This window comes from Thioclava sp. F34-6 (assembly GCF_002213235.1).
GTDB lineage: Bacteria > Pseudomonadota > Alphaproteobacteria > Rhodobacterales > Rhodobacteraceae > Thioclava > Thioclava nitratireducens.
Genome location: NZ_NBOA01000003.1, coordinates 151,078 through 171,577, shown reverse-complemented (window position 1 = coordinate 171,577; position 20,500 = coordinate 151,078). Strand labels below are relative to the sequence as shown.

Sequence of the window (20,500 nt, the reverse complement as noted above, 5' to 3'; positions counted from 1 at the left end):
CCGGCGGAAAACCGGGAACCGCGGCCCCGATTTGTGGCTTTTATTCATGAAAAGCGTTAAACTTTTGAATGTCGCAGCGTCACGGGGAGGAGCTCTGATGCTGACTCGAAAACGGCCCAATTTATTGAACGGTTGTCTTCCAGTGGTCTTGGCCGGCGGGCGCGGGAAGCGTCTCTACGAGCTGACCGAGAACATGTGCAAGCCTGCCCTGCCCTTTGGCGCTGGCGGCCTGCGACTGGTGGATTTCACCCTTGCCTCGTTGCACGCCGCAGGTTTCACGCGCGCCATCATCGCCACCCAGTACCGGCCCGCGCCGTTGATCCGGCACCTGCACGCCCGATGGGCGGACAGCTTCCCCGACGGGCTGCTGATCCGCGACGCGACGCGGCTTTCGCGCGGCGGCTATCGCGGCACGGCCCATGCGCTTCTCGCCAATCTGAACCTGCTGGAGCGCGAAGGCGTTAACGACATTCTGGTGATGCCTGCCGATCAGATTTGCGACATCGATCTGCGTCCGTTCATCCAGCGCCACCGTCTGAGCGATGCGCCCGCGACACTGGTCGCCGCGACCCTCGCGTCTTCGGACGCGGAGCATCACTCGGTGCTTGAGGTCGCGCAGGATGGCCATGTCAGCGCGCTCACCCACCGCCCGAGTTCGCCTGCCGAGATCGACGGCAGTTCAGGGCGCAGCCTGGTCGCCACCGGCATTTACCTGTTCAAGACCGCGTGGCTCCGCGAGGAATTGCCGAAACTGGCGCTGGGACGTTTCGACATTTCGATCGGGGCCGATCTGCTGGAAATCGCACTGCGCGAGAAGGCCCTGCAAGCCTACCGCCTGCCACGCGGCGAAAACGGCCGCGAAGCCTATTGGCGAGATATCGACACGCTCGACGATTATCGCTCCGCGCTTCTCGATTTCGCGGCACCGCAGGGAACCACGACGCGCGGCAGTCCGCCGCTGAGCTGCCTGCATCTCGATGTGCCTCCGGGCGTCATCGGGGTCGGTCGGCGCTCTGCGCTGACGGCGAAAGGATCGGTGTCGCCTGACTGCCACTTGACCGATACGCTGCTGGCGCCCGATGTCTCGCTGCCGGCGGGAACGATCGTTGAAGGGATCGGACGCAGCAACATGCGCTGGTTCCGGCGCAGCGGCGACACCAACCTGATCACGCAGGCAATGGTCGACCGCTCGATCGCGCGGCTGCACTAGGCGCAGATAACGACCGAACGGATTTTCGGAATGGGCCGACGCGATCTGCTCGGGCAATCCGGGTTGGGCGGAGACCCCGATACAGACCCAACTGCACACCGCCGCGGCGACGGCGCGCAAAGGTGTCACCGCCGGATCCGCTCCGGGGGCTTAGACCGCAGCGAAAAGCGGCGCGCCGATATAGGAGCCTTTCGGTGCTGCGGGCGGCACCCAGAACAGCCCCGATCCGGTGTGGGAAATGTATTCGTTCAGCAGATCCGACGCCCCGAGCCGCCGTTGCAACGCCTCGAAATGCGCAGGATCGTTCTGGTAGCTGATGAAGAACAGCCCCGCATCGAGCCGCCCGACCGCGTTCAGACCGCCGGTGAAGTTGTAGCCGCGCCGCAGGATGCGGATGCCTTCATTGGTCTCATGCGCCGCGAGCCGGATATGCGCGTGCGTCGGGATTACCGGCTCGCCTTGCGCGTTCTTCGCCTTGAAGTCAGGCGTGTCAAATTCATCCGTGCCAGTCAGCGGCGCGCCTGTAAGCTTGTGCCGCCCGAAGACATCGTTCTGGTGGCTGACCTGCGCGTTGTCCCAGTTCTCGATATGCATCTCGATCCGGCGCATCACCTGATAGGTGCCGCCATGCTGCCATTCGGGCCCGTCATTGGCCCAGACATGCTGCGCGAGTTGCTCGGGCGTGGTGATGTTGCGGGTGCCGTCGCGATAGCCAAAGAGGTTGCGCGGCGTCTCCTGCCCTGCCCCGGCCGAGGCGCGCCCGAAGCCGAGTTGTGTCCAGCGCACGGTCGCGGCGCCAGTGCGTTTCGCGATCCGCGCGAGAATGCGCACCGCGTGATAGGCGACCTGCGGATCGTCGGCGCAGGCCTGCAGCGAGAGATCGCCGCCGCTGATCTCGGGGCGCAGGGCGTCCGAGGGCAGATCGGCGAGCGGCCGCAGATGCGGCGGAGCCTTCGCCGCCAGCCCCATCTCGGGCGAGAACACGCGCAGGCCTAGACCCACCGTGACCGTCAGCCCCGCCGGGCCGAGACCGAGCGCCTCGCCGGTCTCGAGCGCGGTCGCCGCGGCGCGGTCGGGCTCGACCGGGCCGACCGGCTGCCCTTCCATCATCAGCCCGATCGAGGCCGACCAGCGCGCGAGCAGCACTTGCAGCGCGCGCGGATCGGTCCCGGTCAGGTCGAAGGCCATGGCCATCAGATGCTGCTGCGGCGGCGTGGCGATCCCGGCCTGCGGCCCGGTCCCGTAAAAGGCGTAGCGCCTCTGGTCCGGGTCGGGCATGGCGTCGGGCTCGACCTTGCCGGTCTCCGCCGCCTGCCCCGCCGTGGCGAAGGTGCCGCCAAGCGCTGCCGCGCCCAGAAACAGCCCACGCCGTGACAGTCCTGCCGGTTTATCGTCTTGCCCGCGCATCATGGCCTCCTTCGTCTTCAGCTTGCCGTGGCGACTTTTTCGGCGATCCGCGACAGCGGCTCCTGCAGCATCTGGATCGCGCGGCTCAGCTTCACCGCGTCCGATTTGCGCAGCTCGGCATCGTAGATCTTGTAGCCGCCCAGAGCGTCGGGATCGCGGTAGTCTTCGAGCATCGTCTGCACATCCGCGAAGCGCTGCGCGATGGTCTCGGCGACGTCCGGGTCGATCCGCTTCAGCCCCGGCTCGAGGAAGGCGAACGCCTGATGCGCGCCTTCGATATTCGCCGCGAAGTCAACGAGGTCGATGTGGCTGTAGGCCTCTTCCTCACCGCTGATCTTGCCGCTTTGCACTTCTTCCAGAAGGGCCGCCGCGCCGTTCGCGAGATCCTCGGGGCGATACTCGATCCCGCCGGACAGATCGGCGAGCATCTTGACGTTCTTCACCAGCTCCGCCGCATAGGCCTTGGTCTCTTCGGTGATTTCGCCTTTCTCGAACAGGTCGCGCTCCACCGCGTGGAAGCCGTGCCAGCCAACCGCCGGGTCGAGGTTCGAGGCGCGCATGTCGATCAGGTAATCGAGGTTGCCCGAGTTATCGGTCGGGTCGGTGCCGGGAAGGACGAAGCCTTCGACGTCAGGCTCGATCCGCTCGTAGAACGGACGGGCCTGCGCATAGGCCGCCTTCGCGCCCTCCACGTCGCCCGCATCGACTTTCGCGGCGAGCCGTTCGCTTGCGGTCACCATCGCGCCGACCATGCCTTCGACGTAGTTCGCGTAGCCTGCGGTGCCTTCGTCCAGCAGATCGCCGATCGCGCTTTGCGCGCGCTGCTTGCTCTCGCCGGTCACGGTGAAGGCTACGGTGTCTTCGGCAGCGCCCGGGCAATAGATGCGATAGTCGCCACCGTCGAGCGTGACGGTGAAGCTCGATGCGGGCAGGCCGGGGGCGAGGTTCTCTTTCTCGCCGAGGATACGGCTGTCCGACAGCAGCTCCAGCTCGGAAATCGCGGGGGCGGATTCATTGGTCACCGTGAAGGTGATCGGCCCTGCCGCCGCGCTGTCGTGATCGAGAACGCAGGCACCGCCATTCTCGCCAGTCAGCGTGATCGCGACCTGCGCGGCCCCGTTATTCGTGGGCGCATCGGCCAGTGCGGGCTGCGCGAAGAGCGCGGTTGCGGCGAGAAGTGGAATGGCGCGGCGGCGCGCGCGGGGCGACATGTTCATTGTCAGGCTCCTGTATTTGCTCTGCGGAGTTGGCTTGGTCAGAGGGACCTGGCGGGGAAAAACGGTGCGGGGCGCGCACGGGCGAGCGCGGAGGCCGCCAGCGCAAGCGCGATGAGGAAGAGGATCACGGGCAACTCTCGGGCCCAGAACTGATGCTCGATGCGGGCGCGGCGCAGCGCACGCAGCGCATCCGCGGCCTCTTGCGTGGCGGCAGGGGCCATGACCCAGGCGCCGGTTGCCGAACCGCTGGGCGCTGAATCGACGCGCAGCGTGCGCGGCGTGGTCAGCCCACCGCCCGACAGGCGTAGCGTCACCGCGCTATGGCCCTGCGCATCGAGAAGCGCATCGCCCGCTGTCCAGACGGTCACTTGCTCCAGCCGCGTCCATTCGGCCACGAAGGGCCCGGGGTTGCGCGCGGGGCTGACGCCCACCGGCAGCCGCCCACCCGCGAGCTGCGCAAGCGTGGCGAGATCGATCTCGCCGGGGGCGCCCGCGATCTCGGTCTGGCTCTGCACTTGGCGATGCAGGGACGGGAGACCCAGATGCCGTTCCGGCGTCGCTTCGGCGCCCGTCAGATCGACGCGGGTCGCACCTATTTCGAGCATGTGTCCCTGCAGACGCAGATCGGGTCCGGCGGAGGTGTCGACATCTCCTTCAAGCATACGCGGCGCATGATCGGGCAGCGTCACCTGCGGCTGCGGCCAAAGCGCCGCGATGCCGACGGCCAATGCCGCGAAGGCGACCGCGAGAGAGCCGCGCAGCCATTGCGCCGTGCGGGGATCGGGGCGCAGCGCACGCGGCCAATAGGTCAGCGCCGCGACCGGGACCAGATAGGCGATCCAGCCCAGCAGTTCGATCAGGCGCGGATCGGCGGGAATGCCCAGCACACCCGTGATCAGCGCCGAGCGCACTGTGCCGGGGGCCACGAGCCAGCTCAGATCGGCAATGTGCTGCTGCCCCGCCAGCAACCAGCCCGCCTCATGGGCCGAGCGCAACGTCTGCAGCACCAGCCCGGCCGCAACGAGGATCAGGAACACGCCGGTCCAGCGGAAGAAACGCCCCAGATTGAGCCGCATCCCGCCCTGCGCGATCGCCCAGCCGAGCGCGACCGAGGCTGCGAGGCCAAGCGCCGCGCCGAGGCCCGCCCAATGTCCGGTCTGCGCGCCCGAAATCGTGGCGAGCAGGAACACCGCGGTCTCAAAGCCTTCGCGCAGCACGGCGAGGAAGGCCATCGCGGCTAGGGCGATCCGGCTCCCCTGCCCCAACGCCGCGTCGGCGTCCCGCTCGATCTGGCCCTTCAGCCCCGCCGCGTGGCGCGTCATCCACAGCACCATCAGCGTCACGAAGACGACCGCGACGGCGGCGATCACGCATTCCAGCTTTTCCTGCGCGCTTTGCGGCAGCGCGGCCTCGATCAGCGCCAGACCGGCCCCCACGCCGACCGACAGCGCCACCGCGGCAGCAACGCCCAGCCACATCTCGTGCAGACGCTCGCCCCGGGCGCGCAAAAAGGCCGCGATGATGCCGACGATCAGCGCCGCCTCGAGCCCTTCGCGCAGGCCGATGATGAATGTTGCGAGCATGAAGACGTTCCTCGTCGATTCCCGAGTAATTTGCTTGGGTATTCGTTAGCTGCGTCGACTGACGGGCGCAACCCCCTAACCCGAGTAATTTTATCGGGTACCCGGCACGGCGTTTCTTCGCGCTCGCAGCGATCAGGCGATTTGCAACTTCCGTCATCTTGGGGCAATTCGTGCAGGTCGCCCTCGCAGCGCCGCGCAATTTGGCGATACGGCGTAGCGAGCGAGGCGACACCCCGGGCCGACGGCGGCCCGCATGTAACAAATTCGGAGGCCGTATTTTGGCACAATCGCAAATCGGGCTGATCGGCCTTGGCACCATGGGCGGAATGCTCGCCCTCAACATCGCGGAAAAAGGGTTCGACATCGCGGTGTTCAACCGCACGACCAGCGTCACCAAGACTTTCCATGAAAACGCGGGCGAGCTGGCGTCGAAAATCACGCCCTGCGAGAGCCTCGAAGAGCTGGTGAAATCGATCGCGAAACCCCGCGCGATCATCCTGATGGTGCCCGCGGGCGAACCGGTCGACCAGCAGATCGAGGCGCTGCGCGCCTATCTCGACGCGGACGACCTGATTATCGACGCGGGCAACGCGAATTTCCACGACACCGAGCGCCGCGCCGCCGAAGCCGCGAAGGCCGGCCCGCGATTCCTCGGCATCGGGGTCTCGGGCGGTGAAGAAGGCGCGCGCCACGGGCCTGCGATCATGGGCGGCGGCGAGCAGCAGGACTGGGACCGCGTCGCCCCGATCCTCAATGCGATCGCGGCCAAGTTCGACGGCACGCCCTGCGCCGGTTTCATGGGCAAGGGCGGTTCGGGGCATTTTGTCAAAGCCGTGCATAACGGCATCGAATATGCCGACATGCAGATGATCGCCGAGACCTACGGCGTGATGCGCGACGGGATGGGCCTCGACTCGCAGGCCTGCGGCGAGATCTTCGCGAAGTGGGACGAAGGCGCGCTCAAATCCTACCTGATCGAGATTTCCGGAAAGGTCGCACGCGCCACCGATCCCGAGAGCGGCAAGCCGATGCTCGACATCATCCTCGACCGCGCGGGCCAGAAGGGCACTGGCCGCTGGACCGTGATCGAGGCGCAGCATCTCGCCGCCCCGGTGCCGGTGATCGAAGCGGCAGTGATGGCGCGCAACCTCTCGTCGCGCCTCGTGGCGCGCCAGCAGGGCGAGGAGATGTTCGGCGCCGCCCCCGAGGCGCTGCCTGAAGGCGCGCTGAGTGCCGACGATCTGGAGAACGCCCTGATCGCGGGCAAAATCCTGTGCTACGCGCAGGGGTTCGAGCTGCTGCGCTCGGCCAATGCGCCCTTCGACTGGGATCTGCCGCTGCCCGATATCGCCTTGGTCTGGCGTGACGGCTGCATCATCCGCTCGGCGATGCTCGACGACATGGCGAGCGCGCTCAGCGAGTCGCCCGATCGCAACCTGATGTACGCGCCCTATTTCGCGGACCTGCTGAAGACCCATCACAGCGCGCTGCGCAAGGTCGTCAGCATCGCCGCAGCCCACGGGCTCGCAGTTCCGGCCCTGTCGATGGCGCTGAGCTATTTCGACACGATGCGTACCGCACGCGGCACCGCGAACATGATTCAGGGCCAGCGCGATTTCTTCGGTGCGCACGGGTTCGAGCGCACCGATCGCGAGGGTGGCGACTTCCACGGCCCCTGGGCCATGTAAGCGCAAACTGAAGGCTTGAAGAAGTCCGCCCGCGCCTCGTAAGAGCCGCGGGCGGTATGCATTTGGCGAACCTCCGGACGCCGCGACCCGCCCTGCAGTCACGAAGGCGTGCGCATCCAGACTGCGCCCACGGCAGTTGATCCCCATCAAAGTCCCGAAGCCTCGAGCCCGTTACCCTCGTCGCATTCACAACGGAGGCCGGGACTGCCATGACACGGGATTTCGAAGGTAAATCAGCTATCGTTACGGGCGCGGGATCTGGGATCGGCGCGGCGATCGCCAAGGAGTTGGCGGCGCGCGGCGCTTCGGTCTTGCTTGCCGATCAGAATGCGGATGCGGCCAAGTCCGTGACCGAGGAGATCCGCAAGGCGAGCGGCACGGCCGAGCCGATGGCGGTCGACGTCACCTCTGCCGATGCTGTCGAAGCGATGGTCGCCAAAGCCGTCAAGGCGTTCGGCAAGCTGGATCTCGCGGTGAACAACGCCGGCATCGGGGGCGTGCAGGCGCCGCTCGGGGAATATCCGCTCGACAGCTGGAAACACGTGATCGACGTCAATCTCAACGGGGTGTTCTACGGGATGCGCTACGAGATCGCGGCGATGCTGAAATCGGGCGGCGGGACCATCGTGAACATGTCCTCGATCCTCGGCTCGGTCGCGTTCCCCAGCGCCTGCGCTTATGTCGCGGCGAAACATGCTCTGCTCGGCCTGACGCGGGCGGCGGCGCTCGATCACGCGGCGCAGGGCATCCGCGTCAATGCGGTCGGCCCCGCCTTCATCGAGACGCCGCTTCTGTCGGGTCTGGCACCTGAGGTAAAGGACTCTCTGGTCGCCCTGCATCCGGCGGGTCGGCTCGGCACGCTTGAAGAGGTCTCGGCGCTGACCTGTTTCCTGCTATCGGACGCCGCGAGCTTCGTGAATGGCAGCTACCACCTCGTCGATGGGGGATATACCTCGCGATGAGCGTGGCCGAGGGACGGATCATCGCGGTGCGCGGGCCGGTCATCGATGCGAGCTTCGATGGCCCGCTGCCGCCGATCTATTCGATCCTCACGACCAGCGATGGCGATCCGGAGGGCAGCTTCGAGGTCCATGGCCATCTCGACGCGCATCGGGTGCGCGCCATAGCGCTGCAATCGACGCTCGGCCTGTCGCGCGGGCGAAAGCTGCACGCCACGCGCAAGCCGCTCGAAGTGCCGGTTGGCGAGGCGGTTCTGGGGCGGCTGATGGATGTGACGGGGGCGATGCGCGACGGCGGCGATCCCCTGCCCAAGGAAACACCCCGCCGCCCGATCCACGGCACGCCGCCGCGCCTGTCGGGCAGCGGCGCCGTCACCGCCTTCGAGACCGGCATAAAGGTGATCGACCTGATGCTACCGCTGGCACGCGGCGGCAAGGCCGCGATGTTCGGCGGCGCGGGCGTGGGCAAGACGGTGCTGGTGATGGAGCTCATCAACACGATGGTCGAAAAATATCAGGGCATCGCGATCTTCGCGGGCGTGGGCGAACGCTCGCGCGAGGGCCACGAGATGCTCGCCGACATGACCGAGTCCGGCGTGCTGGCCCGCACAGCGCTGGTCTATGGCCAGATGAACGAGCCGCCCGGCGCGCGCTGGCGGGTGCCGCTGACCGCTGTCTCCATCGCCGAGGATTTCCGCGACCGCGATCACCGCAATGTCCTTCTGATGATGGATAACGTCTTCCGCTTCGTGCAGGCGGGCAGCGAGGTCTCGGGGCTTCTGGGTCGCCTGCCTTCGCGCGTGGGCTACCAGCCTACCCTCGCCTCCGAGGTCGCCGAACTGGAGGAGCGCATCGCCTCCGCCGCCGGAGCCTCGGTCACCGCCATTCAGGCGGTCTACGTGCCGGCGGATGATTTCACCGACCCGGCCGTGACCGCGATTTCGGGGCATATGGACAGCTCCATCGTGCTGTCGCGTCAGCTGGCCTCGGAGGGAATCTACCCCGCGATCGACCCGCTCGCCTCGTCGTCGCAACTGCTCGACCCCGAGATCGTCGGGGCGGAGCATTTCCAGCTGGCGGGCGAAGCGCGGGCGCTGCTGGCGCGGTTCCGCGAATTGCAGGACATCATCGCGCTTCTCGGCGTCGAGGAGCTGGGCGCGTCGGACCGGCTGGCCGTGCGCCGCGCGCGCAAGCTGCAACGCTTCCTCACCCAGCCCTTCGTCGTGACCGAGGCGTTTACCGGCCAGACCGGGCGCTCGGTGCCGCTGGCCGACACGCTGGAGGGATGCCGCGCGATCCTTTCGGGCGAGGCGGACGAGTGGTCCGATCAGTCGCTCTACATGATCGGCGGGATCGACGAGGCCCGCCAACGAGAGGAGGCCGCGGCATGAGGCTCACCATCGCCACACCGCTCGAGATCGTCGTCGATGCCAAGGACGTCACCGCGATCCGCGCCGAGGATGCGAGCGGCGGCTTCGGAATCCTGCCCGGCCATGCCGAGTTTCTCACCAGCCTCAGCATCTCGGTCATCTCCTGGGAGGCCGAGGGCAAGCGACACTATTGCGCGGTGAAGGGCGGCGTTCTTATGGTCGAGAATGGCAGCGACGTCTCGGTCTCGACCCGCGCCGCGGTGACCGGCGACCTGCCGGAACTGGGCGACACGATCCTGAAACGCTTTCAGGCCGAGGATGATGCGGCGAAGACCGAGCAGGCCGATGCCACCCGGCTGCATCTGCTCGCAATCCGACAGCTGGTGGCGAGCCTAGACGGCGCGCGAACGCGGGAGCACTGGACATGACCCACCCGCCGGAAGACCCGGACAAGACGGAGGAGCCAATGGAAAGCGCCGCGCGCCGCCACGCCGCCCGGACCGAGAAGGCGCGACGGGAGGGAGAAATCCCGCTGGGCCGCCGCTTGGGCCAGATCGGTGTGCTCGGATGGATCGTCGTGCTACCGATGCTCGCCGGAGCCGCCGGGGGACGATGGATCGACCGCAGCGCCCAGTCGGGCATCTTCTGGACCGCCGCGCTGATGATGGTGGGGCTTGTCGTGGGGTGCTGGCTCGGCTGGCGCTGGGTGCAACAGCAATGAGCGGGGTGGAGCTTCTTCTTGGCGCAGGCGCCCTGATCCTCGGCATCGGCGTGGGGCTCGTGCATTTCGCGCTGCTGCGGGCGGGAACTGATGCGATGCTGCTCGACAGCAAGGCGCTGAAGGCGATCGCGCTGACCGTATTGCGCTTCGGGCTGACGATCACGGTTCTCGTGGGCTGCGCGCTCTTGGGCGCCGTGCCACTGCTTGCGGCGGCGCTCGGGATCGGCATTGGGCGGGCGCTCACCCTGCGACGCGCGAGGTCCGCATGAACTCGCCGCTCGAGACCGCCGTGCTTTTCTGGATCGGCCCCGTGCCGATCACGCAACCCGTCGTCACGACATGGGTGATGATGGCGATGATCGTGGCCGGCTGCTACGCGCTGACCCGAAACCTGAGCCTGCACCCCGGACGCCGGCAAGCGGCGCTGGAGCTGCTGGTGACCGTGCTCGACACCCAGATCCGCGAGACGATGAGCGTCTCTCCCGACCGCTACCGCACCTTCCTCGGCGGGCTGTTCCTGTTCATCCTGATCGCGAACTGGTCCTCGCTGATCCCCGGCGTGGAACCCCCGACCGCCAATCTGGAAACCGATGCGGCGCTGGCGCTGCTCGTTTTCGTGGCGGTGATTGTCTACGGCATTCGCGCGGGCGGCGTCGGGGGCTACCTGCGCAGTTTCGCAATGCCGACGCCGCTGATGATCCCCCTAAATCTCGTCGAGACGCTGACGCGCAGCTTCTCGCTGCTGATCCGCCTGTTCGGGAATATCATGAGCGGGGTCTTCATCATCGGCATCGTGCTCTCGCTCGCGGGGTTGTTCGTGCCGATCCCGTTCATGGCGCTCGACCTGCTGACCGGGCTCGTCCAGGCCTACATCTTTACCGTCCTCGCCATGGTGTTCATCGCGGCGGCAGTGGCGGAATCCCAACCCTCCCGAGACTCCGGAAAGGACTGATCATGGAATATGTTGAAGTGGCGAGCATCATCTCGGCCGCGGCGGCGGTGGCCTTCGGGGCGCTCGGCCCCGCGCTTGGCGAAGGGCGCTCGGTCGCGGCTGCAATGGATGCGATCGCCCGCCAGCCCGAGGCCGCGAACGCGATCTCGCGCACGCTCTTCGTCGGGCTCGCGATGATCGAGACGACGGCGATCTACTGCCTCGTGATTGCGCTTCTCCTGCTGTTCGCCAACCCGTTCATCGGCTGACCATGACACTTGACTGGTGGACGCTCGGGCTGCAGACGCTCAATGCGGCGGTACTGATCTGGCTTCTGAGCCGGGTGCTTTGGCGCCCGATCGTGAGTGCCATCCAGGCGCGTCAGGCCGAGGCCGACAAGCAATTGAGCGACGCGAGCGAGGCCGCGCGCAAGGCCGACGAGGCGAAGGCACGGGCCGAGGCGGCGCTTGATCAGGTCGGCACGCGCAAGTCCGAGATTCTGGCGCAGGCCCAGACCGAGGCCGAAGCCGCGCGCAAGGCGCTTCTGGATCACGCCCGCGCAGAGGCTGCCGACATGGCCCGCACCGCCGAGGCCGAGCGCGCTGCCCGTGCGGAGGAAGCCGAGAAGCGATATGCAGCACGCGCAGCCGATTTGGCGCAGCGCATGGCCGAGCGGATCGGCGCGCGCCTGTCGCGGCCCGCGCTGCTCGAAGCCTACGCGACGGACCTTCTGGCGCAGGTCGCGGCGCTCGACACCGAGGATCGCGCCGCGCTCGGCTCGGAAAAGCTCATGCTACGTATCAGCGAGGCGGTGGAAGCGGGTTACGGCGAAGCGTTCGCCCGCCGCGTTGGCCAGACCCTTGGCAAAGAGATTGGTCCCGCGATCAAGACGGATGCGGCGTTGATCTGCGGCCTCGCGCTGGAGACTGAACATCTGCACCTTGAAAGTTCATGGGCCGCCGATCTCGCCCGGATGCGCAAGGAGGTGGCCAATGACACCCAATGATCCGGACGAGTGGTTGGACCGCAGCGTCAAAGCCATCGAGCGCGCGCCTCTGGGCCCCGTCGTGCGCCGCAGTGGCCGGGTGGAACGCGTGTCCGATGGCGTCGCGATGGTGTCGGGCCTGCCCGAAGCCCGCGCCGGCGAGCGGCTGGTCTTCGAGGGCGGACAATCGGGCTTCGTGCATGTGCTCGACGAAGACACCCTCGCGGCGGTGCTGCTGGACGACATCGCGGGGGTCGCACAAGGCGATGCGGTGACCGGCACGGGCGACGTGATGCGGGTTCCGGTAGGGCCGGAACTGTTGGGCCGGATCGTCGACCCGCTCGGGCGGCCCCTCGACGGGCTCGGCCCGATCGCGCCCAGTGCAAAGCACCCGGTCGAACGCCCCGCCCCCGCGATCATCGACCGCGCGGCAGTGGTCGAACCGATGCAGACCGGCACGCTGGTCGTGGATGCCCTCTTCGCGCTTGGCCGGGGGCAACGCGAGCTGATCGTGGGCGACCGCGCGACCGGCAAGACGACGCTCGCGCTCGACACGATCCTGAACCAGAAGGACGGCGACGTGACCTCGGTCTATGTCGCGATTGGTCAGAAGACCTCCTCGGTGGAGCGCGTGATCGAGACGCTTCGGCGCAACGGGGCGCTGGCGCGCACCATTGTCGTGGTGGCCGGGCCGTCGACACCGCCGGGTATGCAATGGCTCGCCCCGTTTGCAGGGATGACGATGGCCGAAGAAATGCGCGACACCGGCGGCCACGCACTGATCGTGCTCGACGACCTCACGCGCCACGCCGCCTCGCATCGCGAGCTTGCGCTGCTGACCCGCCAGACGCCGGGGCGTGAGGCCTATCCGGGCGATGTCTTCTACCTGCACGCCCGCCTTCTGGAACGTGCCGCGCGACTCTCGGACAAACTGGGCAGCGGCACGCTGACCGCCTTGCCTGTGGCCGAAACCGATGCCGGCAACCTCGCAGCCTTCATCCCGACCAACCTGATCTCTATCACCGACGGGCAGATCGTGCTGGATACGAAGCTGTTCAACCGCGGACAGAAACCCGCGGTGGATGTCGGCACCTCGGTCAGCCGGGTCGGCGGCAAGACGCAGGCGCACAGCCTGCGCGACGCGGCGGAGTCGATGCGGCTCGATTACGCCCAGTTTCTCGAACTGGAAATCTTCACGCGTTTCGGGGGTATGCCGGACACGCGGGTGAAGGCGCAGCTTGCGCGCGGCCGGGCGGTGCGTGCGGTGCTGGCTCAGGTTCAGCACGCGCCGCTGCGCCTCGCCGATGAGGTCGCGCTGGTTCTGGCGGTGCAGGCGGGGCTTCTCGACGGGTTGGAGCCCGCGCAGATCGACGCGTTGCGCGACGCGCTTCCCGGCGCGCTCGATGCGGCGGGTATGTCTGGCGCCGATTTCTCCGCCAAGCTTACCGAAGGTCTGCATGACCAGATCCTGCAATGCGTGAAGGGGATTCTGCCGGAGCCTTCGAAATGAGCGAGCAGCTTGCCGAAATCGAAGCGCGTATCGGCAGTGTCCGCACGCTGGCCTCGGTGATCCGGGCGATGCGCGCCATCGCGGGTGCGCGCGTGCGCCAGACGCAGGGACAGCTTGCCTCGGTCGACCTGCACGCGGCGACGGTGAGCCGCGCGCTGGACCGGGTGCTCTCGCTCGCCCCCGAGCCGCCCAAACCCGAAGGGCCGCCGCTCACCGTTCTGTTTCTGGCGGAGCAGGGTTTCGCGGGCTCGTTCAACGCTCGGCTACTGAGCGCGTTGGGGACGCCGCCCGGCGGCCTCGTCGTAATCGGGACGCGCGGCGCAGCGCTGGCTGAGGAACAAGGGCTGAGCGCGCTTGCGCAGTTCCCCTTGCCCTCCCACGGCCCGGCAATCCCGCCCTTCGCGGACCGGCTGGCCAAGACATTGCTTCAGCTTGCGGGCCGGGCGCCGATCGACGCGTTTCACGCCCAGACGGAAGACGGCAGCTGGAAGGCCTGCCGTCGCCGCATCTTCCCCCGTCCGGCCCAGCCGAGCGCACCGCCGAGCCAGCCGCCCCTGTTGACGCTGCCGCCGGAGCAGCTTTGCGCCGCGCTTTTCGCCGAGATGCTGCATGCGGAACTGTGCCGCGTCGCGCTGCACGCCACGGCGGCGGAGAACACCGCCCGGATGCTCGCAATGGCCTCCGCCCAGGGGACGACCGAGCGCAAGCTCGACGCGCTGGAACAAACCGCACGGATTTCGCGGCAGGAAGCGGTCACGACGGAAATTCTGGAGCTTTCGGCCGGGGTCACGTTCAGCTGAGCTGAAACGTCGTCAAACCCACCGCGCAAGCATCGCCGCGGCGGAAAACTACTTCGGCCGAGACCGCGGGTTGCAGGAAAAGGTCTTAGATTTCGCGATCGCCCGCGCGCCCGAGTGGTCTCGGGACATCCGCGCGGGGCAAGCAATTTGAAGAGCGGGCCGGTCAGTGCAGCCGCGCGTCGGACAGAGCGAGCTGCTCTGCATAGCCGCCGCGGACCTTGAGCGACGACAGCATCGGCTGGGATTGCATGATGTAGCCCTCGAGGAAGGTGACGAGGGCGATGCGCCAGCGACGTTCGATCTCGATATAGGGATCGGAAGTGGCGAGCGAGCTCACGTTGACCGACACCGAGAATTTCTGGGGGTCGAAGGTCGCGCGCTGATCGAGCAACTCGGCGCGCAGGGTCGAGGTGAATACTTTTTCCGGCTGCGCCAGTGTCGCCAGCCCTGTCAGGTCGATCGAGTCGGTCGACGCATAATCGGGAGCACCGCCGAGGAACCGAAGAGAGAATTTTCCGATTTCCGCAACACCGCGCTCGCCAACCTTAACAAGCAATTCGAGCGACACGTGTTCAACATTCATAATCATTACCTCCGTTGGTCGCGAGTAGCCCCGAATGGGCCGTTGCGGCTCGCCGACGGGGGCTGGATCACATGCAAGCGCGGCGATGTTGTGACTTGATTTGGGCAACTATGTCAAAGTTAGTTTTCACGTTACGTCACCTATCGGGACAGCGGCGGCGAGTCCATCGGCGGGAACGGCCGCTTGCGAAATATCGCTGCGGCCATCGCCCGCGCATACGGAGCGGCAGAGCTGCCTCGAGGGTCGTCTCGCCAGTGCTGCTAAGCACATCGGCCGCAACAAAAACATTGCCGCGCCCCACGGTGCGCCCCAAATAGTTGAACCGGGTCGTTCACGGAGCGACCTAGTTCATTTGAAATTTTCGAGAGGAACCCGACATGCAAAGCCCGATGAAGAAAAAAGCCGTGCTCGCTCTGGTCGCAAGCTGCGCCCTGGGAATCCTGGCTGCCTGCAACCAGACTCAGGGCACGGCGACCTATCCCGACGTTCCGAACATGAAGGCGAATATCGAAAACCCGATGTGAGCTCGCGGCGGCTTTTTCGCCGCGCCCATGCCTCGCTCCCTCTCTTGAACAAGCTTGAATAAGAGCCGAGAGCGAGGCGGGAGCCGGCCCGCCACTGACGCGGCGCATCATTGCCGGCAAAGAGAACATCGGGCGCGCTCCCGCGCCGCTCGCGCGTTCGCTCATATGGGCCTGTAGCGACTTGCTGCCGCTCAGCAGACGACCGAAAGGGGCTTCGTCCGGCTCGAGGAAGGAACCGGCACCGGACCGATGTAAAAACAGGTGCGCCCCCGCCCAGAAAGGGCGGAGGCGCTTTCTCAATCTCGAGAAAGATCAGCCGACGAGCTTTGCCGTCATCTCGACCAGGCGCTTGGCCTGATGGGCAATCGCGGCCTTACCGGCCTCGTCGACACCGCCGGCGTTAGTCGAGAAGCCGTAGGGGTTGCCGCCCGCGTTGAAGATCGCTTCGTCGGTATAGCCGGGCGCGACGATGATGCAGCCCCAGTGCATGGCCGTGGTGTAGAGACCAAGGATCGTCGCCTCTTGCCCGCCATGGGCGTTCTGCGCGCTGGTCGTCGCGGTGAAGGTCTTGTTGGCGAGCTTGCCCGCGCCCCAGAGGCCGCCCAGCGTGTCGATGAAGGCGCGCATCTGGCTTGCGGAGACGCCGTAGCGGGTCGGCCCGGAGAAGAAATAGCCATCGGCCCATTCCATATCGTCAGGGGTCACTTCCGGAATGTCGCTCATCTTCTCCAGCTGGTTTTTCCAGGCGTCCTGACCTTCGACGACGGCTTTCGGGGCCGTTTCGGGAATGCGGCGCAGGCGCACCTCGGCCCCGGCGGCCTCGGCGGCTTCTGCTGCGGCCAGCGCGACGGCGTGGTTGGTGCCATAGGTGGAATAAAAGACGATTGCGATCTTCGGTTGTGCCATTTCTATCTCCTGTGTTGGGAAGGGTCTGAGGGGCAACGGCGCCCTCAGCCGTGTTTTATGAAGGTGCCGTTGTTGAGTTCGGTGAGCGCCTGGCGCAGTTCATCCTGCGTGTTCATGACGATCGGGCCGTGCCATGCGACGGGCTCCTGAATCGGACGCCCCGTCATCAACAGGAAACGGAGGCCTTCGTTCCCGGCCTGCACCGTGATTTCGTCGCCTGCTCCGAAACGGACAAGCGTGCGGTTGCCGGTCATGTCGCGGATATTCAGCTCCTGCCCGCGATATTCCTTCTCGACCTTGATGCCGACCGGATCGCTGGCATCACGGAAGGTGCCGGAGCCCGCGAAGACATAGGCGAGCGCATTGGAGCGCGTATCGACCGGCAGTACCTTGCGCCGTCCTGCGGGGATCGACACGTCGAGCAGCATCGGATTGGCGGCGATCCCGTCGACCGGGCCGGTCTTGCCCCAGAACGAGCCGATGATGACCTTGACGGTCGTGCCGTCGTCATCGCCTTCGATCGGGATATCGCTGGCCGTGATATCCTGATAGCGCGGCGCCGTCATCTTGAGCGCCGAGGGAAGGTTGGCCCAAAGCTGGAAGCCGTGCATCTGCCCCTTGGCATTGCCCGAAGGCATTTCCTGATGGACGATACCGGAGCCTGCGGTCATCCACTGCACGCTGCCTGCGCCGAGAAGCCCGCGATTGCCGAGCGAATCCGCATGCTCCACCTGCCCGTCGAGCACATAGGTGATGGTCTCGATGCCGCGATGCGGGTGCCAGGGGAAGCCCTTGGAATAGAGCCGCGGATCGTCGTTGCGGAAATCGTCCATCATCAGGAACGGGTCGGTCAGCGACGGATCCCCGAAGCCGAATACGCGGTGCAGATGAACACCGGCGCCTTCGAGCGCGGGTTGCGCCTGACTGGTGGCCGAGACGGGTCGAAAGGTCATGGAAGCCTCCAAATGTCGTTGATCAGAGTTTGGGGCTTCTCCAGGAAAATGAAATTAGCGAAGGTCCCGCATGTCCTGTGCGCAAGCGCGCAGACCTGCAAAGGTTCCGCAAAGAGAACCGGGCCACCCTTGAGCAGCCCGGTCGTCTTTTGCCTTAGCTGATCCGCTCGGGATCAGATGTTTCCCTTCGACATCTCCCCGGCGATGAAGTCAGCCTGCCGGATCGCGAGCGCCACGATGGTCAGCGTGGGGTTTTCGGCGGCGCCGGTCGTGAATTGGGAGCCGTCCGAGATGAACAGGTTGGGCACGTCATGGGTCTGGCCGTGTTTGTTCACCACACCGTCGCGCGGGTTCTCGGACATCCGGTTGGTGCCGAGGTTATGTGTCGAGGGATAGGGCGGCGTCGGCAGCGTCCGGGTCGCCCCAACCGCTTCGTAGATCGCCTTGCCGCGGGCATAGGCGTGATCGCGCATCGCCCGATCGTTCGGGTGATCGGTGTAATTCACATTCGCGACCGGCAGCCCGTAGGCGTCCTCGACCGAGTGGTTGAGCGTGATGCGGTTGGTCTCCTGCGGCATGTCTTCGCCCACGATCCACATCCCCGCCATGTTCTCGTAGCTGTCGAGCGCAGTCGTGAACTCGCGCCCCCAGCCGCCCGGATCGAGGAAGGCCGCCATGAAGGGCAGACCGAGGCTGAGCGTCTCCAGCTCATACCCGCCAACGAACCCGCGCGAGGGATCGTGGCGCGCCTCGTCGCGGACAATGCCCGCCATCGTCGTGCCGCGCCACATCTTCACCGGCTTGTCGAAGATGCCGTAGACCGAGCCTGTGGTGTGCCGCATGTAGTTGCGCCCCACCTGCCCCGAGGAGTTCGCAAGCCCGTCGGGGAACATCGCCGAATGCGAGTTCAGCAGCACGCGCGGGCTCTCGATCGAGTTGCCCGCGACGCAGACGATCTTGGCCTTCTGCATCTGCAGGTTGCCGTCCTTGTCGAAATACTCGACGCCCGACGCGCGGCCCTTGTCGTCATGCAGGATACGCGCGACATGACAGTGATCGCGGACCTCCAGATTGCCGGTCGCCTCGCCGCGCGGAATATCCGTATAGGCCGACGACCACTTGGCGCCCCATTTGCAGCCCTGGAAACAGAAGCCCGTCTGCTGGCACGACATCCGGTCGTCGTAGTCGATCGAGTTGATCGCCATATGGCCTGTATTGACCTCTTGGTAGCCAAGCGACTTCGCGCCTTTCTCCAGCACCTTGAAGTTGTTGTTGCCCGGCAAGCCCGGACGATCGCCGGTGCGGGTCACACCCAGCTTCGCCTCGGCCTTGTCGTAATAGGGCGCAAGCTCCGCCGGATCGATCGGCCAGTCGAGCAGGTTTGCCCCGTCGACATTGCCGTAATGGGTCTTCGTCTTGAACTCATGGTCCTGAAAGCGAAGGCTCGCCCCGGCCCAGTGGATCGAGGTGCCGCCGACCGCTTTCACGATCCATGCGGGCAGACCCGAGAAATCCTTGGCCACGCGCCAGTCGCCGCTCGTGGTGCGCGGCTCGGTCCAGGCGAGCTGGCCGAAGCTTTCCCATTCGTCATTGATGTAATCTTCGGGCAGATAGCGACCGCCCGCCTCGAGCGCCACGACCTTGACGCCCTTCTGCGCCAACTCGTTGGCCAGCACACCGCCGCCAGCGCCAGTGCCGATGATGACAACGACGCTGTCGTCGCTCAGATCAAATTTCGCAACCATGTCTGCCTCCCTTACAGCCAGTCGATGTCGTCAAAACCGCGGTTGATGTAGCCGCCCTTGGAATAGGACTCGCCCTCGTAGCCGAAGATCGGCCAGACCGCTTTCTGGTTGTAGAGGCCGGTCACCAGACCACCCCGAATCTTCTGGAAGAAGGGGCTCTCCTCCATGCCCCGCAGGATCATGACGCGATCCTTCTCCCAGCCGGTTTCAAGGTAATTCGCGAAGCCTTTACCGCGCGCCGCCGCATCGAGCGCGGCGATGCCGGCTTCGATCTCGTCGGCCGCATCTGGGCTGTCATAGCCTTTCACCGCGATGACATAATACTGGTCGTCGACCCTGTCGTGCGGATAGATATCGCGCGCCATCTGCACCAGCGTCGCGAAGGTCGTGGGCTTGAGCGCCGAGAGCTCGGTGGCCCAGGCGGCATTGCGCGCCGCCATGAACCCCGACCCCACGACGAAGCTCGCCCCTGCCGCGGTCGCCCGCGCCAGCAGCTGCCGTCTGGTCAGCCCTTTCGAGCTTGCCTTGGTCGTCATTGTCGTCTCCTCCCTGATGTCTCCCTTAGGAAAATCTCACTTGAAGCGGCCTTCGCGCGCGAGCACCTCGATCTGGTATCCGTCCGGATCGGCCACGAAAAAGAACTTCGCGACGACCTCCCCTGCCGGCGCGAATTCCACGAGTTTGCGGGGCGCGAGGCCCTCCGCCTCGAAGCGCTTGTGTTCGGCTTCGAGATCATCGACCGCGACCGCGAAATGGCCGTAGCCATCGCCGAGGTCATAGGGCTCGGTCCGGCCCTTGTTGACGGTGAGTTCCAATTCGAAATCGCTTTCGGGATTGCTCAGATAGACGAGCGTGAATTCCGGAAAGTCGAGACGGTCGGCGACCTTGAGGCCGAAAGCCTTGTCGTAAAACGCGACCGAGCGGTCCTCGTCGAGGACACGGATCATGGAATGAATGGATTTTGCCACCGGTTGCTCCCGCTGTAGTGCTGTCAGTTGTCCTGAGAGCGTAGCAGCGGGCGAAGGTGGGGCGGGTAGTAGGTCTATACTACCCCTCAAGAATGTTTGACGTCAGGCTTGCGCTACTCTGCAGCGACGGCGAGCGGTGCGCGATCGGCCGATATCTCCATGAATTTCAGGCAGGCACAGCGCAGGAGCGACGTGAAGTTCGACGGCTCCCCGCGCAGTTCGAGCACTTCGGCATGCAGCGTCGAGATGAAGGTCGGTGTGGATACCCCGTCCCGCGCCGCGATCTCGTCGAGAATATCCCAGAAGGCGTTCTCGAGCCGGATGCTCGTGCTTTGCCCGTTGAGCCGAAGCCTGCGTGTCTCGCTGGAATAACGCTCCGGATCCTGACCGGCGAATACATGGCACATATCGTCTCTCCTCCCTCGGATCCGATTGCCGGG

23 protein-coding genes are annotated in these 20,500 nt (G+C 65.9%); 13 read left to right on the top strand and 10 right to left on the bottom strand.

Translation table 11 applies throughout. The annotated features are described in order from the left end of the window. Positions 1 to 97 precede the first annotated feature (97 nt). Positions 98 to 1,210 carry a sugar phosphate nucleotidyltransferase gene (locus B6V72_RS07000; protein ID WP_168173022.1) on the top strand — a complete coding sequence of 371 codons (1,113 nt, stop codon included), beginning with the start codon at positions 98 to 100 and terminating at the stop codon, positions 1,208 to 1,210. Positions 1,211 to 1,360: 150 nt separating this feature from the next. On the opposite strand, the gene B6V72_RS06995 is transcribed toward B6V72_RS07000, so the two are convergent. The 3 genes from B6V72_RS06995 to efeU are packed head-to-tail and all read right to left on the bottom strand — an operon-like array spanning position 1,361 to position 5,417. Beyond that, on the bottom strand, positions 1,361 to 2,617 hold the full coding sequence (locus B6V72_RS06995) for a Dyp-type peroxidase (RefSeq protein ID WP_088735358.1): 1,257 nt from the start codon (positions 2,615 to 2,617) through the stop codon (positions 1,361 to 1,363). 17 nt (positions 2,618 to 2,634) lie between these two features. Then, complete coding sequence (gene efeO, locus B6V72_RS06990; RefSeq protein WP_206185775.1) at positions 2,635 to 3,834, bottom strand: iron uptake system protein EfeO; 1,200 nt, start codon at positions 3,832 to 3,834, stop codon at positions 2,635 to 2,637. A gap of 38 nt (positions 3,835 to 3,872) precedes the next feature. Beyond that, the gene (efeU, locus tag B6V72_RS06985; RefSeq protein WP_088735203.1) at positions 3,873 to 5,417 is read right to left on the bottom strand and encodes an iron uptake transporter permease EfeU; all 1,545 of its coding nucleotides are present in this window, start codon (positions 5,415 to 5,417) and stop codon (positions 3,873 to 3,875) included. A 278-nt stretch (positions 5,418 to 5,695) separates the two neighbouring features. Between efeU and gndA the strand changes: the two genes are divergently transcribed. The 11 genes from gndA to B6V72_RS06930 all read left to right on the top strand — a co-directional run bounded on the left by gndA (position 5,696) and on the right by B6V72_RS06930 (position 14,381). Beyond that, positions 5,696 to 7,105 (top strand): NADP-dependent phosphogluconate dehydrogenase, encoded by a 1,410-nt coding sequence (gndA, locus tag B6V72_RS06980; protein WP_075776338.1) that lies wholly within the window; start codon positions 5,696 to 5,698, stop codon positions 7,103 to 7,105. Positions 7,106 to 7,314: 209 nt separating this feature from the next. After that, positions 7,315 to 8,067 carry an SDR family NAD(P)-dependent oxidoreductase gene (locus B6V72_RS06975; RefSeq protein WP_088735202.1) on the top strand — a complete coding sequence of 251 codons (753 nt, stop codon included), beginning with the start codon at positions 7,315 to 7,317 and terminating at the stop codon, positions 8,065 to 8,067. Further along, positions 8,064 to 9,455 carry a F0F1 ATP synthase subunit beta gene (gene atpD, locus B6V72_RS06970; protein ID WP_088735201.1) on the top strand — a complete coding sequence of 464 codons (1,392 nt, stop codon included), beginning with the start codon at positions 8,064 to 8,066 and terminating at the stop codon, positions 9,453 to 9,455. The genes B6V72_RS06975 and atpD overlap by 4 nt, the downstream gene beginning before the upstream one ends. Then, the gene (locus B6V72_RS06965) at positions 9,452 to 9,862 is read left to right on the top strand and encodes a F0F1 ATP synthase subunit epsilon (RefSeq protein WP_075776341.1); all 411 of its coding nucleotides are present in this window, start codon (positions 9,452 to 9,454) and stop codon (positions 9,860 to 9,862) included. Before atpD ends, B6V72_RS06965 begins: the two co-directional genes overlap by 4 nt. Then, positions 9,859 to 10,155, top strand: coding sequence for an AtpZ/AtpI family protein (locus B6V72_RS06960; protein ID WP_075776342.1), 297 nt, complete (start codon positions 9,859 to 9,861; stop codon positions 10,153 to 10,155). Before B6V72_RS06965 ends, B6V72_RS06960 begins: the two co-directional genes overlap by 4 nt. After that, a complete protein-coding gene (locus B6V72_RS06955; RefSeq protein WP_088735200.1) occupies positions 10,152 to 10,424 on the top strand; it encodes an ATP synthase subunit I in 273 nt (90 codons plus the stop codon). The genes B6V72_RS06960 and B6V72_RS06955 overlap by 4 nt, the downstream gene beginning before the upstream one ends. Then, on the top strand, positions 10,421 to 11,107 hold the full coding sequence (locus B6V72_RS06950; RefSeq protein ID WP_088719173.1) for a F0F1 ATP synthase subunit A: 687 nt from the start codon (positions 10,421 to 10,423) through the stop codon (positions 11,105 to 11,107). The genes B6V72_RS06955 and B6V72_RS06950 overlap by 4 nt, the downstream gene beginning before the upstream one ends. Before the next feature lie 2 nt (positions 11,108 to 11,109). Further along, a complete protein-coding gene (locus B6V72_RS06945; protein ID WP_075776345.1) occupies positions 11,110 to 11,355 on the top strand; it encodes a F0F1 ATP synthase subunit C in 246 nt (81 codons plus the stop codon). Between the two features lie 2 nt (positions 11,356 to 11,357). Further along, positions 11,358 to 12,092 carry an ATP synthase F0 subunit B gene (locus B6V72_RS06940; RefSeq protein WP_088735199.1) on the top strand — a complete coding sequence of 245 codons (735 nt, stop codon included), beginning with the start codon at positions 11,358 to 11,360 and terminating at the stop codon, positions 12,090 to 12,092. Then, positions 12,079 to 13,581, top strand: coding sequence for a F0F1 ATP synthase subunit alpha (locus B6V72_RS06935; protein ID WP_088735198.1), 1,503 nt, complete (start codon positions 12,079 to 12,081; stop codon positions 13,579 to 13,581). The genes B6V72_RS06940 and B6V72_RS06935 overlap by 14 nt, the downstream gene beginning before the upstream one ends. After that, entirely contained in the window at positions 13,578 to 14,381 is an 804-nt protein-coding gene (locus tag B6V72_RS06930) for a F0F1 ATP synthase subunit gamma (RefSeq protein WP_168173021.1), read from the top strand. The genes B6V72_RS06935 and B6V72_RS06930 overlap by 4 nt, the downstream gene beginning before the upstream one ends. A 163-nt stretch (positions 14,382 to 14,544) precedes the next feature. Here the strand turns inward: B6V72_RS06930 and B6V72_RS06925 are convergent, their stop codons facing one another. Beyond that, positions 14,545 to 14,964 carry a hypothetical protein gene (locus B6V72_RS06925; protein WP_088719177.1) on the bottom strand — a complete coding sequence of 140 codons (420 nt, stop codon included), beginning with the start codon at positions 14,962 to 14,964 and terminating at the stop codon, positions 14,545 to 14,547. 377 nt (positions 14,965 to 15,341) lie between these two features. Here B6V72_RS06925 and B6V72_RS19145 point away from each other — a divergent pair, with 377 nt between their 5' ends. Then, on the top strand, positions 15,342 to 15,488 hold the full coding sequence (locus B6V72_RS19145; RefSeq protein ID WP_157771562.1) for a hypothetical protein: 147 nt from the start codon (positions 15,342 to 15,344) through the stop codon (positions 15,486 to 15,488). A gap of 312 nt (positions 15,489 to 15,800) precedes the next feature. Here the strand turns inward: B6V72_RS19145 and wrbA are convergent, their stop codons facing one another. The 6 genes from wrbA to B6V72_RS06895 form a co-directional block, all read right to left on the bottom strand. Then, positions 15,801 to 16,394, bottom strand: coding sequence for an NAD(P)H:quinone oxidoreductase (gene wrbA / locus B6V72_RS06920; RefSeq protein ID WP_075776350.1), 594 nt, complete (start codon positions 16,392 to 16,394; stop codon positions 15,801 to 15,803). Between the two features lie 44 nt (positions 16,395 to 16,438). Further along, positions 16,439 to 17,347: a pirin family protein gene (locus B6V72_RS06915; protein ID WP_088722016.1), complete on the bottom strand. Its 909-nt coding sequence runs from the start codon at positions 17,345 to 17,347 to the stop codon at positions 16,439 to 16,441. Positions 17,348 to 17,520: 173 nt separating this feature from the next. Beyond that, positions 17,521 to 19,092: a GMC family oxidoreductase gene (locus B6V72_RS06910; protein WP_088722017.1), complete on the bottom strand. Its 1,572-nt coding sequence runs from the start codon at positions 19,090 to 19,092 to the stop codon at positions 17,521 to 17,523. Between the two features lie 11 nt (positions 19,093 to 19,103). Further along, entirely contained in the window at positions 19,104 to 19,628 is a 525-nt protein-coding gene (locus B6V72_RS06905) for a Twin-arginine translocation pathway signal (RefSeq protein ID WP_075776353.1), read from the bottom strand. Between the two features lie 36 nt (positions 19,629 to 19,664). After that, complete coding sequence (locus tag B6V72_RS06900) at positions 19,665 to 20,060, bottom strand: VOC family protein (protein ID WP_075776354.1); 396 nt, start codon at positions 20,058 to 20,060, stop codon at positions 19,665 to 19,667. Positions 20,061 to 20,173: 113 nt separating this feature from the next. Beyond that, entirely contained in the window at positions 20,174 to 20,467 is a 294-nt protein-coding gene (locus B6V72_RS06895; protein ID WP_075776355.1) for a ribbon-helix-helix domain-containing protein, read from the bottom strand. Positions 20,468 to 20,500: the final 33 nt, after the last annotated feature.

Excerpts from the sequence above, each read along its gene's own strand:
- atpD (WP_088735201.1), top strand. The coding sequence starts at position 8,064 with ATGAGCGTGGCCGAGGGACGGATCATCGCGGTGCGCGGGCCGGTCATC.
- B6V72_RS06950 (WP_088719173.1), top strand. The coding sequence starts at position 10,421 with ATGAACTCGCCGCTCGAGACCGCCGTGCTTTTCTGGATCGGCCCCGTG.
- B6V72_RS06915 (WP_088722016.1), bottom strand. The coding sequence starts at position 17,347 with ATGACCTTTCGACCCGTCTCGGCCACCAGTCAGGCGCAACCCGCGCTC.
- B6V72_RS06895 (WP_075776355.1), bottom strand. The coding sequence starts at position 20,467 with ATGTGCCATGTATTCGCCGGTCAGGATCCGGAGCGTTATTCCAGCGAG.
- B6V72_RS06995 (WP_088735358.1), bottom strand. The coding sequence starts at position 2,617 with ATGCGCGGGCAAGACGATAAACCGGCAGGACTGTCACGGCGTGGGCTG.
- B6V72_RS19145 (WP_157771562.1), top strand. The coding sequence starts at position 15,342 with ATGCAAAGCCCGATGAAGAAAAAAGCCGTGCTCGCTCTGGTCGCAAGC.
- B6V72_RS06925 (WP_088719177.1), bottom strand. The coding sequence starts at position 14,964 with ATGAATGTTGAACACGTGTCGCTCGAATTGCTTGTTAAGGTTGGCGAG.
- B6V72_RS06905 (WP_075776353.1), bottom strand. The coding sequence starts at position 19,628 with ATGACGACCAAGGCAAGCTCGAAAGGGCTGACCAGACGGCAGCTGCTG.
- efeU (WP_088735203.1), bottom strand. The coding sequence starts at position 5,417 with ATGCTCGCAACATTCATCATCGGCCTGCGCGAAGGGCTCGAGGCGGCG.
- B6V72_RS06930 (WP_168173021.1), top strand. The coding sequence starts at position 13,578 with ATGAGCGAGCAGCTTGCCGAAATCGAAGCGCGTATCGGCAGTGTCCGC.
- wrbA (WP_075776350.1), bottom strand. The coding sequence starts at position 16,394 with ATGGCACAACCGAAGATCGCAATCGTCTTTTATTCCACCTATGGCACC.
- B6V72_RS06960 (WP_075776342.1), top strand. The coding sequence starts at position 9,859 with ATGACCCACCCGCCGGAAGACCCGGACAAGACGGAGGAGCCAATGGAA.
- efeO (WP_206185775.1), bottom strand. The coding sequence starts at position 3,834 with ATGAACATGTCGCCCCGCGCGCGCCGCCGCGCCATTCCACTTCTCGCC.
- B6V72_RS06935 (WP_088735198.1), top strand. The coding sequence starts at position 12,079 with ATGACACCCAATGATCCGGACGAGTGGTTGGACCGCAGCGTCAAAGCC.
- B6V72_RS06910 (WP_088722017.1), bottom strand. The coding sequence starts at position 19,092 with ATGGTTGCGAAATTTGATCTGAGCGACGACAGCGTCGTTGTCATCATC.
- B6V72_RS07000 (WP_168173022.1), top strand. The coding sequence starts at position 98 with ATGCTGACTCGAAAACGGCCCAATTTATTGAACGGTTGTCTTCCAGTG.
- B6V72_RS06955 (WP_088735200.1), top strand. The coding sequence starts at position 10,152 with ATGAGCGGGGTGGAGCTTCTTCTTGGCGCAGGCGCCCTGATCCTCGGC.
- B6V72_RS06940 (WP_088735199.1), top strand. The coding sequence starts at position 11,358 with ATGACACTTGACTGGTGGACGCTCGGGCTGCAGACGCTCAATGCGGCG.
- B6V72_RS06965 (WP_075776341.1), top strand. The coding sequence starts at position 9,452 with ATGAGGCTCACCATCGCCACACCGCTCGAGATCGTCGTCGATGCCAAG.
- B6V72_RS06945 (WP_075776345.1), top strand. The coding sequence starts at position 11,110 with ATGGAATATGTTGAAGTGGCGAGCATCATCTCGGCCGCGGCGGCGGTG.
- B6V72_RS06975 (WP_088735202.1), top strand. The coding sequence starts at position 7,315 with ATGACACGGGATTTCGAAGGTAAATCAGCTATCGTTACGGGCGCGGGA.